The organism is Domibacillus sp. PGB-M46 (genome assembly GCF_022668875.1).
Lineage (GTDB): Bacteria > Bacillota > Bacilli > Bacillales > Domibacillaceae > Domibacillus.
The window spans coordinates 1-410 of the sequence record NZ_JAKGCR010000076.1 but is presented as its reverse complement, the minus strand read 5'-3'; the positions used below and the strand labels follow the sequence as shown (position 1 = coordinate 410).

Annotated in this window: 1 protein-coding gene; it reads right to left on the bottom strand. The window is 45.4% G+C overall.

The window, feature by feature from the left end:
• Window positions 1–410, bottom strand: a 410-nt coding sequence (locus L2D08_RS23655) for an RNA-guided endonuclease TnpB family protein (RefSeq protein ID WP_242238013.1), incomplete at both ends; no start/stop codon positions are given.

Sequence of the window (410 nt, the reverse complement as noted above, 5' to 3'; positions counted from 1 at the left end):
GCTTTATTTTTTTCCCGCGATTTCGAACCTTCTTTTTTACGTGCAAACGCACGCTGAAGAAAGGCTAATCGCTTTTCGTATTTTTGGTAGTATTTCGGGTTGGCAATGGATTCACCGTTGGAGAGCACGGCAAACTCTTTTAATCCCAGATCAATGCCAACGGCATCCTTAGTGCTTGGTTTGTACGGGGAATAAGGCATCTCGCAAATGACTGAAATAGAATACCGGCCGGTGCTGCTTCGGCGCACGGTGACACGCTTAATGTTGCCTTCGATGTTTCGGGACTTGGAGAAACGAATCCAGCCGAGTTTCGGCAGCTGAATGCGATTGTCCACGATTTTAATATTGTTATTTGTCATTTTGGTTGTGTAGCTTTGGACCGGGTTTTTCTTGCTTTTGAATGTCGGATG